The following is an 11,214-nucleotide window of genomic DNA, read 5'->3' on the forward strand; positions in this document are numbered from 1 at the left end:
CGGCGGCGCCGTCTCGATGGGCGGCTTATACGGCCGCCCATCCAACAATGTCAACAAACCAAATGAACTTTTTTTGACAGGCGCAGGATCGGCAAGCGTTCTCAGTGGCTTGGCAACGTCGCGCGGCGATCCGCCGCCCGCCCGGCCCTCATCTCCGGGGAAGCGGGCAGCGGCGGCGGCCCGCCCTCCCCTGGCCTCGTGCATCGCCGGGCTCGGCCTTTCGCGCTTGACCCCTCCGCGGCATGGCGCTTGGATCGCGTTTGAACCGAGCGACGGCGGCTGCCGCGGCAGCCGACAAGATCAGCCGGCGGGAGGACAGCGTGATCGCATGCCATGATCGCATGCAACACCGCTTCGGTCGGGCCGAGCGGAGGCATGAGGGCCGCCGGCGCCTGCAAGGCGACGCGCCCGTTTCACCCGGCACGGACGCCGTGCGGGCCTCCGGCCATTCGGCAAAGCGAAGCGGGAGTCATCCCTGCTCGCGCGCATTGCGGCGGAGACAGGCATATGGCTGACACCCCCGGCAACGCCCGTAGCGCGCGCTATTTCGAGCCGGACGATTTCCGCTCCTTCGGCCACCGCTCCCGCATGAGCCAGATGGGCTATGCGCCCGAGGAGTATCGCGGCAGGCCGGTGATCGCGATCATCAACACCTGGTCCGACCTCAACCAGTGCCACGCGCATTTCAAGCAGCGCGTGGAGGATGTGAAGCGGGGCGTGCTGCAGGCCGGCGGCTTCCCGGTGGAACTGCCGGCGATCTCGCTGTCCGAGAGCAAGGTCAAACCGACGACGATGCTCTATCGCAACTTCCTGGCGATGGAGACCGAGGAGTTGATCCGCTCGCATCCGGTCGACGGCGTCGTCCTGATGGGCGGCTGCGACAAGACCACGCCGGGCCTGCTGCTGGGCGCCACCAGTGCCGGACTGCCCGCCATCTTCATGCCGGCCGGGCCGATGCTGCGCGGCAATTGGCACGGCAAGGTGCTGGGATCGGGCTCGGACGCCTTCAAATACTGGGACGAGCGCCGCGCCGGCACCCTCTCCGACAAGGATTGGTCGGAGATGGAGGTCGGGATCGCACGCTCCTATGGCGTGTGCATGACGATGGGCACCGCCTCGACCATGACGGCGCTCGCCGACACGCTCGGCATGACCCTGCCGGGCGCCTCCTCCATCCTCGCCGCCGATTCCAACCATATCCGGATGGCGGCGGCGACCGGTCGGCGCATCGTCGAGATGGTCCATGAACGGCTGACCCCGGCGACGATCCAGACCGAGGCCGCCTTTCGCAACGTAATCCATGTCGCGATGGCGATGGGCTGTTCCACCAATGCGGTCATCCACGTCATCGCCATGGCGCGCCGCGCCGGCCATGCGATCGGGCTCGATGATTTCGATGCCGCAAGCCGCAAGGTGCCGGTCATCGCCAATGTCCGGCCGAGCGGCGACAGATACCTCATGGAGGATTTCTATTATGCCGGCGGCCTGCTCGGTCTGCTGACGCGGCTGACCGGCTTCCTCGATCTCGACCAGATCAATGCCTCGGGTAAGACATGGCGCGAGAGCCTGGCCGGGGCCGAGATCTACAATGAAGACGTCATACGCCCGCTCGACAATCCGATCTATGCGGAGGGAGCGCTGGCGCTGCTCAAGGGCAATCTCGCCCCGCGCGGCTGCGTGATGAAGCCATCCGCAGCCTCCCCGCATCTGCTGACGCATTCGGGCCCGGCGCTGGTCTTCGACGACTACCCGATGCTCAAGGCTAATATCGACCGCGACGATCTCGACGTGACGGCCGATACGGTGCTAGTGCTGCGCAATGCCGGCCCTTTGGGCGGTCCGGGCATGCCGGAATGGGGCATGCTGCCGATCCCGAAGAAGCTGGTGAAGCAGGGCGTGCGCGATATGGTCCGCATCTCGGATGCGCGCATGAGCGGCACAAGCTACGGCGCCTGCATCCTGCACGTCTCACCGGAATCCTATGTCGGCGGGCCGCTCGCTCTCGTGCGGACGGGGGACATCATCACCATCGACGTGCCCAGCCGCTCGATCCGGATGGAGGTGTCCGATGAGGAATTGGCCCGCCGGCAGGCGGAGCTGACACCCCCGCCGCCGCGCTACGAGCGCGGCTATGGCTGGATGTTCTCGCGCCATATCGGCCAGGCCGACGAGGGCTGCGATTTCGACTTCCTCCGCACCGATTTCGGCGCGCCGGTCTCAGAACCGGTGATCTTCTGAAGGGCGCCGCGATGGCATTGTCCGACCAGACACGAGGCAAGCTGGCAGCCGTCAGCACGGCGACGCTCTGCACCGCGCTGTTCAAGCGCGGGCTGCGCAACCAGTTCATCCAGAACGTCCGCCCGCTCGGCGTCAAGGGCGGCAACATGGTGGGGCCGGCCTTCACCCTGCGCTACATTCCGGCGCGTGAAGACCTCAACCCGCTCAGCGTCTTTCTCGATCGCGCCCATCCCCAGCGCAAGGCGGTCGAGGAGTGCCCTCCGGGGGCGGTCTTCGTCGTCGACAGCCGCAAGGATGCGCGCGCAGCTTCGGCCGGCTCGATTCTCGTCTCCCGGCTGATGATGCGGGGCGTGGCCGGCATCGTCACCGATGGCGGATTTCGGGACAGCCCGGAGATCGCGCAGCTCGCCATTCCCGCCTATCACCAGCGCCCCTCGGCGCCGACCAATCTCACCGCTCATCAGGCCATCGAGATCAACGGGCCGATCGGCTGCGGCGACGCGCCGGTCTTTCCGGGCGACATCATGGTGGGCGATGGCGAGGGCGTGGTGGTGATCCCCGCCCATCTCGCCGACGAAATCGCCGAGGAGGCGACCGAGATGACCGCCTTCGAGGATTTCGTCACCGAGAAGGTGCTGGAAGGCCGCTCGATTCTCGGCCTCTATCCACCGACCGACGAGCAGTCGCAGACGGATTTCGCAGCCTGGCGCCGGCAGAACGGCCGTTGAAGCATCGCGCCTCCTAGCGGACGGGGTCCGAGGCCTTCTGAGAGGCCGGACGCACCGGATCGGTCCGAAAAGGGTCTCTCCCCCTGTCGTTCCGATGGTCGAGCGCCCCGCTTGCTTGACCTGATTCGAAACCCCGTGCCATCCCGTCCGGGAGCAGGAGCCAGCCATGAGCGAAAGCGTCGTTACCGAAACCGTCGCCGCGGGCGTGGTGCAGATCACCATGAACCGGCCCGACCGCAAGAATGCGCTCGATCGGGCGAGCTATGCCGGCCTGATCGCCGCCCTCGCGGCAGCGGATGCGGATGAGACGATCCGCGCCATCGTGCTGACCGGCGCCGGCGGCTGCTTCACCAGCGGCAACGACATCAGGGATTTCGCCGCCGCTGCAGCCTCCGGGGACGGGGCCCGCATCGCCATCGACTTCCTGACCGCGATTTCCAGCACGGCAAAGCCGATCTTGGCGGCGGTGGAGGGGTTCGCCGTTGGCATCGGCACGACGATGCTGCTGCATTGCGATCTGGCTTTCGCCGGCGCGGGGGCAACCTTCCGCATGCCCTTCGTGACGCTCGGCCTCTGCCCCGAAGGCGGTTCGAGCTACCTGCTGCCGCTCATCGCCGGGCAGAAGGTGGCGGCCGAGCTGCTGATGCTGGGGGAGGCCTTCGACGCGCCGGCGGCGCTGGATGCCGGCTTACTCAATCGGGTGGTGCCGGAGGGCACGGCGCTCGAGCATGCGCTCGCCAGGGCCAAGACGCTGGCGGCGCTGCCGCCGCAATCGGTGGCGCTCACCAAGATGCTGCTGAAGAAGGGCACCCGCACCGCCACTGCCGAGACCATCGCGGAGGAAGCCCGGCATTTCGGCGAGCGCCTGCGCTCGCCCGAAGCCATGGCTGCCTTCGCCGCCTTCCTGAAAAAATAAGCCGGCGAAGCAGTCCGGACGCGCGGTTCTCTACAGACCGCAGGTCAGCGGCAGGACGGACGCGGACACCTTTTCCACGACAGCGCCGGTGCTGAGCGCGCCGCCATCGGCCGCGGCGGCCCATGACACGCCGGCCGCGCCGACCGCGCCGCGGATCGCGGCGGCATCGGCCAGCGCGTAGCTGCGCTGGGGCGCGACCCCGGCGATGAGCTGCTTGTCGGACGGGTTGCCGGCGATGAGCCCGACGAGGCGTCCCTGACGGTCGAAGACCGGCGCGCCCGCTTGGCCGGGCTGCAGCGGCGCCAGCACGGCCTGCCCGGCGGGAGCGGGAACCAGCTGCCCGGGCAGCGCGACGGCCGCGCGCTTGCCCGCCTCCTCCGCAAAGGCGATGAGCACGAGCGCGGCATCGGCACCCGCCGCCTCGCCGGCCAGAGCCGGCGGCTTGCCGGCGCCGGCACCGTCGAGATCGAGCAGCACGAGCCCGCTCGCATCCTTCGCCCGAGGCCTGGCGACCCGCGCTCCGGCCCGCAGGCTGCGGCAGCCTTCGACCGCCGCCGCAGCACTCAGCGCGAGCTTGTCGGAAAGGATCAATGCGACGCCATAACGCTCATTGGCGCGCGGGCCCGGCTGGGTCAGAGGTGGCGGGGCCACGCCGCCTGGGCCGGCGACGACCGGGCCCGGAGCCGGCATCGGCCCGCTCGGGAACGGCTCGAAACTGCCGGCGATCGCAATCACAAGCTTGTCGACGCTAGCGGCGAGCGCCTTGTCATAGCCGATGGAGAAGCCGCGCAGCCCCTGCGGTCCCGCTGCCAGCCGGCGGTAGAACTTGCCCGTCGGCGTCTCGCCGGTCACGACGAAGAAATCCGGCCGCAGCAGCTTGTAGGTGATCTTGCGCGGGCTGTTGGGACTGACCGTGATCGCCTTTTCGTAAATCGCCGCCAGATCCTCCCCCGGCGGCGCGGCGGAGGTGTCGAGCGTCACCTTGTCGTCCGCACTCTGCCAGCGGCTGCCGCCCGTAGGCGTTACGTCGCGCTTGGGCAGGACTTTGGTCGGAACACCGATGCGAACGCCGGTCTTCTCGTCCGCGATCAGCCGGAAGCCGGCGGCGTCCCGCGCCGCCTGCGCCGCCCTGGCCAGCGCAGCCCGTTCGGCGGGTGGCAGGATGCCGTCCGCCGGGCCGCGCCCGTTCTTGAAGCTGTTGATCGCCCGGAAGGTCAGCGCGCCGAAGGAGCCGCTGGTCGCTCCGGAAAAGCCGCCGGCCCAGATCAGATCGGCCTGGATCGCCTTGCGCTCGGCCTCGGGCAAGGCCTCGAAGCTCGCCTGTGCGGCCGCCATCTGCGGGTTCGCCGCGGCCGGTGTGGCCGGAGCGGGAGCCTGCGCCGAGACCGGTGCGGCGCAGGCCAGCGTCACGGCGGCGGCAAGCGGGATCGTCCAGGCTGAGCATCGTGGCGATAGCGGCATCATCCGGTCCTCGAAGGCGGCGCGGGCGGCATTGAGCGTCAGAACGCGGCGCACCGCAACCGCAGATGATCGGCCTCAGCCATCAGGCGACTTGCACACGAGTTGAGCGGTGATAGCCTGCCGCCGCGCTCGCCCGTCATCGGGCGGACGTCTCGGCCGGCCATGCTGGCCGCCCTGGCCCCAGAGGATCGACGATGACCGTCCTAGCCCGCCTGCTGCTCGCGCTCGGTCTCGTCTTCTCGGTTGCACCGGCCTTCGTCCAGCCGGCTTCGGCGCAAAAGGCCTATATCCGCAACGATCTCGCCAGTGACGGCGCTCGTCTCGAGGAGCGGCTGAAGCGCGAGGTGTCTGCCGCCAATCGGCCCGTCGCCGATCTCCTGCGCGCCGGCGAGACGGCGCTGGCGCGGGGCGATGCCCGCGCTGCCCTGCCTTTGGCCAATGCCGCCATCGTCTCCGATCCGAACGCGGCGGCAGCCTGGCGCCTGATGTCGCGTGCCGCCGGCGGCATCGAGCCCCGTGATTATCGCGAGCGCTGGGAGCTGCGCGAGCGCGCCATCGCCGCCGCCTATCTCGCCTATCAGCGCTCGGCCAATCGCAATGACGAAGCCGCATCGCTCGGCCTGCTGGCCCAGACCTTCGAGAAATACGAACTCTGGCGCCCGGCGCTCACCACCTACCGACTCAGCCTCGATCTGGCCTCCAACGCCTCGCTCCAGAAGAGCTATGAGGACCTGCGGGAAAAACGCGGCTTCCGCCTCGTCTCCAACAAGACCGATTCCGATGCCGCCTCGCCGCGCGCCTGCTTCGAATTTTCCGAACCCTTGGCGCGCGGGCGCGTCGATTTCGCACCCTACGTCGCCATCACCGGCGGAAAAGGCGATTTCGCCGTCAGTGCAGAGGATCGGCAGATTTGCGTCGATGGGCTCAAGCATGGCGAGCGCTACGCCATCGTGGTCCGCCAGGGCGTGCCCTCCGCCATTCCGGACGAAACGCTGCTGAAATCGGCCGATTACGAGATCTATGTCCGCGATCGCACGCCCTCGGTGCGCTTCACCGGCAAGAACTACGTGCTGACGCGCACGGGCCAGCAGGGCGTTCCTGTCGTCTCGGTGAACGCCAACCGGCTCGATCTGGAGGTCATGCGGATCGGCGACCGCAACCTGATCAACTCCGTCCATTCCGAAGACTTCCTCAGCCAGCTCGGCTCCTGGTCGGCGAAGCAGATCGCCTCCGACAAGGGCCAGAGCGTCTGGACCGGCTCGATGGAGGTGAAGTCCGAGCTCAACAAGGACGTCGTCACCGCCTTCCCGGTGGTGGAGGCCGTCGGCGCGCTGAAACCCGGCGTCTATGTGATGTTCGCAAAGCCTTCCGGCGGTGCGGCCCCCGCCCCCGCCGGCGATGACGGCGACAGCTATGACGACGGCTCGACCCGCGCGACGCAGTGGTTCGTCGTCTCCGATCTGGGGCTCACCTCCTTTTCGGGACCCGACGGCGTGCATGTGCTCGCCCGCTCGCTGGCCGATGCGAAGCCGATCGCCAATGCCGAAATCCGGCTGATCGCGAAGAACAACGAGGTGCTCGGCACCGCGAAGACCGATGCCAACGGCTATGCCCGCTTCGATGCCGGTCTCGGCCGCGGCGATGGCGGCAATGCGCCGGGCCTCGTCACCGCCGGCCTCAGCGACGATTACGGCTTCCTCGACCTGAAGCAGACCGCCTTCGATCTTTCGGACCGGGGCGTGAAGGGCCGCGTCGCCCCGACCGGGCTCGACGCCTATCTCTATGCCGAGCGCGGCGTCTACCGCTCGGGCGAGACGGTGTTCCTCACGAGCCTGCTGCGCGACGCCAAGGGCGTCGCCGTCACCGGCCTGCCGCTCACCCTCGTGGTCAAGCGGCCGGACGGTGTCGAATATCGCCGTCGCCAGGTCGAGGATCAGGGCGCCGGCGGGCGCAGCTTTTCGATCCCGCTTCTGTCGGGCGCCGCGACCGGCACCTGGCGCGTGCTCGCCTATTCCGACCCCAAGGGCCAGCCGATCGGCGAGACCTCCTTCCTGGTCGAGGATTATGTCCCCGAGCGGCTGGAACTCACTTTGACCCCGAAGGCCCCAGTGCTTCAGGCCGGCCAGCCGGCCGAGATCGACGTCGCCGCGCGCTATCTCTACGGCGCGCCGGGCTCGGCGCTCGACGTCACGGGCGCGATGACGCTGCGTGCCGCAGCCCAGAGCGCGATCCCCGGCTTCAAGGATTATCAGGTCGGCCTCACCGACGAGGCCTTCGACCCGGTCCAGACCGAATTCGAGGAGAGCGCCACCACCGACGCCGCCGGCAAGGCGACGATCTCCAACCCCATCAGCCAGCCCGAGACCAACCGCCCGCTCGAAGCGGAGCTGACGCTGCGCGTCGGCGAGCCCGGCGGGCGGGCCATCGCCCGCTCCGTCACCCTGCCGATCGTGCCCAAGGGCGCCGCTATCGGCGTGCGCAAGGCATTCAGGGACGGCGAACTCGGCAACGGCCAGACCGCGAGTTTCGACGTGATCATGGCGACCGGTGACGGCAGGCGGATCAGCCGGCCCGGTGTCAAATGGGTGCTGTCCAAGGTGCGCCGCAACTATCAGTGGTTCTTCCAGGACGGCCGCTGGAACTATGAGGGCGTCACCACCACCCGGCGGGTCGCCGATGGCGCCATCACCGTCACCGCCGACGCCCCCGCCAGGATCGCCGCGCCGGTGGAATGGGGCAATTACCGGCTCGACGTGACTGCGGACGGCGCCGAGGAATCTGCGACCGCCATCTCCTTCAGCATCGGCTATGAAAGCGACAAGACCGCCGACACGCCGGATGTCCTCGATGTCGCCGTCGACAAGGCATCCTATGCCGATGGTGAAAGCGTCCAGCTGCGCCTCTCGCCTCGCTTCTCCGGCAAGGCCACCGTCGCGGTGATCACCGACAAGGTCGCGGATCTGCGCACCATCGACATCACTGACAGCGGCACCACGGCCTCGATCCCGGTGAAGGCGGAATGGGGCGCCAGCGCCTATCTCGTCGTGCTGGCCCACAGGCCGATGGACACGGCGGCCAAGCGTCTGCCGGGCCGGGCCATCGGCCTCTCCTGGTTCCAGATCGGCAAGGAGCAGCGCACGCTGAGCCTCGATCTCGGCGCGCCCAAGCTGGTGCGCCCACTGACGACGCTGGCTTTGCCTGTGAAGCTGGAAGGGCTCAAATCCGGCGAGGAGGCCTATGTCACGCTCGCCGCCGTCGATGTCGGCATCCTGAACCTCACCCGCTACGAGAGCCCTGATCCGAGCAGATTCTTTTTCGGCCAGCGCCAGCTCGGCCATGATCTGCGCGACCTGTATGGCTATCTGATCGACGGCATGCAGGGCGTGCGCGGCACCATCCGCTCGGGCGGCGACGCCGGCCCGCAGCTCGAGGGTGAAAAGCCGACGCAGGAGCCGCTCGCCCGCTATTCCGGCGTCGTCAAGGTCGGCACCGACGGCACGGCAAAGATCGATTTCGAACTGCCGGCCTTCAACGGCACGGTGCGTGTCATGGGCGTCGCCTGGTCCGCCGGAAAGACTGGCCAGGCCAGCGCCGATGTGATCGTGCGCGATCAGGTGGTGGCACAGGCGACGTTGCCGCGCTTCCTCGCCATCGGCGACCAGTCGCGCTTCTTCCTCCAGGTCGACAATGTCGAGGGTCCGGCCGGCGCCTACACGGTCGATCTCGACGTGAGGGGCCCGGTCCTCGTCGCGGCCGATGCGACCCGCCGCACGGTGCAGCTCGCCGCCGGCGCCAAGGCCCAGATGGCGATCCCCGTGACGGCAGCCGGCCTCGGCCGGGCGGAGTTCGACGTGCGCGTTTCCGGGCCAGGGAGCGTCCGCACGGTCCAGAACCTGAGCCTTCAGGTGAAGCCCTCGGCGGCGACCCTGGCACGCCGGATCGTGCGCGCCATCCCCGGCAATGGCGGTGCCATCACCGTCTCGGCCGATCTCCTGGCCGATCTGGTGCCGGGCTCCGGCCAGGTTTCCGTCTCGGTCTCGCCCTTCGCCTCGCTGGACGTGCCGGCGCTGCTGCAGGCGCTCGACCGTTATCCCTATGGCTGCACGGAGCAGACCGTCTCCCGCGCTTTGCCGCTGCTGGCGGTGAACCAGCTCGCCTCGATGGAGAATCTCGCCCTCGACGACAAAGCCGATGAGCGCGTGCAGAACGCCATCGAGCGCGTGCTCGCCCGCCAGGGCGGCAACGGCTCCTTCGGGCTGTGGAGCGTCGGCGGCGAGGATCTCTGGCTCGATGCCTTCGTCACCGATTTTCTGACACGGGCCCGCGAAAAACAATTCGCCGTGCCACAGATCGCCTTCAATCTCGCGCTCGACCGGCTACGCAACCAGGTCGTCAACACCGGCGACATCAACAAGGAGGAGGCGCCGGGCATCGCCTATGCGCTCTATGTGCTGGCCCGGAACGGGCGGCCGGTGATGGGCGATCTGCGCTATCTCGCCGACAACAAACTCGGCGATTTCGGCACGGCGCTGGCGCGCGCCCAGATCGGCGCGGCGCTCTCCGCGCTGGGCGACCGCGCCCGCGGCCGCAACGCCTTCGGCAGCGCCCTCGGCCTGCTGCAGCAGGCGAGCGATGACGGGCTCTCGCGCCCGGATTACGGCTCGCGCCTGCGGGACGGGGCCGGCGTGCTGGCCCTGATCGCGGAATCGAATGGCGAGCGGGCCGACATCACCCGCGCCGTCTCGATCCTCGACGCCACCCGCAACAGCGCCCGCTACGGCTATACCTCCACGCAGGAGCAGAGCTGGATGGTGCTGGCGGCGCAGGCCATGGCCAAGGACGCCGAGGGCATGACGCTGACGGTGGATGGCACGGCCCGCAAGGGCGCGCTCTACCGCACGATCCGGGCCGACGCGCTTGAGGCCAGACCCCTGACCATCGCCAATCCCGGCAGCGCTAATGCCCAGGCAGTCATCACGGTGGCCGGCATCCCGACCGCGCCGGAGCCGGCGCTGAACCAGGGCTTCGGGCTGGAGCGGGTGATCTACACGATGAAGGGCGAGCGGGCCGACCCGGCCCACCTGCGCCAGAACGAGCGTTATGTCGTGGCGCTGACGGTCACCGAGGCGGCGCCCCGCTTCGGCCGGCTGCTGCTGGTCGACCCCGTGCCCGCCGGACTCGAGATCGAGAACGCCAACCTTACCGATGGCGCCTCGACCGCAGGGCTCGACTGGCTGAAGCAGGAGGTCTCGCCCGTCCACACGCAGGCCCGCGACGACCGCTTTGTCGCGGCCTTCGAACGCTCGGGAGCCAAGAACGACAAGCTGTCCTACACCGTCGCCTATATCGCCCGCGCCGTCTCGCCCGGCCGCTATGTCTCGCCGGCCGCCGTGATCGAGGACATGTACCGCCCCGACCGCTTCGGCCGGACCGGCTTCGGCACGGTGGAGGTAAGCTCGGCGCGGTGATGGACGAGGGCGCTCCGCAAGATCGGCCGCGCTCCTCCCCTCGCCCTTGTGGAGAGGGGTGGCGCAAGCTCGGATATGTCGCGGCGGCGGCCGCCTTCTTGACCTTGGCGGCGGCCGCCACACTCATCCTCTACGCGCGCTCGCTGCCGCCGCTGGACCTCGCCCGCGCCGCTGACCGTTCCACCGTCGTGCTCGATCGCGAGGGGCGGCTGCTGCGCCCCTTCCTCACCACCGATGGCCGCTGGAAGCTGCCGGTGACGCACGAGGATGTCGATCCGCGCTATCTCGCCATGCTCAAGGCCTATGAGGACAAGCGCTTCGACAGCCATCGCGGGGTCGATCCGCTGGGGATGCTGCGCGCCGCCGGCCAATTTGTGCTGAGCGGCCGCATCGTCTCGGGCGG

The 11,214-nt window shown here is 68.8% G+C and carries 7 protein-coding genes; 5 read left to right on the forward strand and 2 right to left on the reverse strand.

The genetic code is table 11. The features are described from left to right. A partial coding sequence (locus ACOJTB_RS14490) for a hypothetical protein (RefSeq protein ID WP_420103232.1) occupies positions 1 to 204 on the reverse strand: 204 nt, incomplete at its 3' end. Positions 205 to 507: 303 nt separating this feature from the next. Between ACOJTB_RS14490 and araD the strand changes: the two genes are divergently transcribed. The 3 genes from araD to ACOJTB_RS14505 all read left to right on the forward strand — a co-directional run bounded on the left by araD (position 508) and on the right by ACOJTB_RS14505 (position 3,882). After that, entirely contained in the window at positions 508 to 2,238 is a 1,731-nt protein-coding gene (gene araD / locus ACOJTB_RS14495; RefSeq protein ID WP_420103233.1) for an L-arabinonate dehydratase, read from the forward strand. Positions 2,239 to 2,249: 11 nt separating this feature from the next. Further along, positions 2,250 to 2,966, forward strand: a complete 717-nt coding sequence (locus ACOJTB_RS14500; protein WP_420103234.1) for a ribonuclease activity regulator RraA — start codon at positions 2,250 to 2,252, stop codon at positions 2,964 to 2,966. A gap of 166 nt (positions 2,967 to 3,132) precedes the next feature. Further along, positions 3,133 to 3,882, forward strand: coding sequence for an enoyl-CoA hydratase-related protein (locus ACOJTB_RS14505; protein ID WP_420103235.1), 750 nt, complete (start codon positions 3,133 to 3,135; stop codon positions 3,880 to 3,882). Between the two features lie 30 nt (positions 3,883 to 3,912). Here the strand turns inward: ACOJTB_RS14505 and ACOJTB_RS14510 are convergent, their stop codons facing one another. Further along, on the reverse strand, positions 3,913 to 5,397 hold the full coding sequence (locus ACOJTB_RS14510; protein ID WP_420103236.1) for a serine protease: 1,485 nt from the start codon (positions 5,395 to 5,397) through the stop codon (positions 3,913 to 3,915). A gap of 140 nt (positions 5,398 to 5,537) precedes the next feature. Between ACOJTB_RS14510 and ACOJTB_RS14515 the strand changes: the two genes are divergently transcribed. Further along, positions 5,538 to 10,811 carry an alpha-2-macroglobulin family protein gene (locus ACOJTB_RS14515; protein WP_420103237.1) on the forward strand — a complete coding sequence of 1,758 codons (5,274 nt, stop codon included), beginning with the start codon at positions 5,538 to 5,540 and terminating at the stop codon, positions 10,809 to 10,811. Positions 10,812 to 10,909: 98 nt separating this feature from the next. Continuing rightward, on the forward strand, positions 10,910 to 11,214 hold a 305-nt coding region (locus ACOJTB_RS14520), incomplete at its 3' end, for a transglycosylase domain-containing protein (protein WP_420103238.1).

This window comes from Allobosea sp. (assembly GCF_048595345.1).
Classification (GTDB): Bacteria; Pseudomonadota; Alphaproteobacteria; order Rhizobiales; family Beijerinckiaceae; genus Allobosea.

Excerpts from the sequence above, each read along its gene's own strand:
- ACOJTB_RS14515 (WP_420103237.1), top strand. The coding sequence starts at position 5,538 with ATGACCGTCCTAGCCCGCCTGCTGCTCGCGCTCGGTCTCGTCTTCTCG.
- ACOJTB_RS14505 (WP_420103235.1), top strand. The coding sequence starts at position 3,133 with ATGAGCGAAAGCGTCGTTACCGAAACCGTCGCCGCGGGCGTGGTGCAG.
- ACOJTB_RS14500 (WP_420103234.1), top strand. The coding sequence starts at position 2,250 with ATGGCATTGTCCGACCAGACACGAGGCAAGCTGGCAGCCGTCAGCACG.
- araD (WP_420103233.1), top strand. The coding sequence starts at position 508 with ATGGCTGACACCCCCGGCAACGCCCGTAGCGCGCGCTATTTCGAGCCG.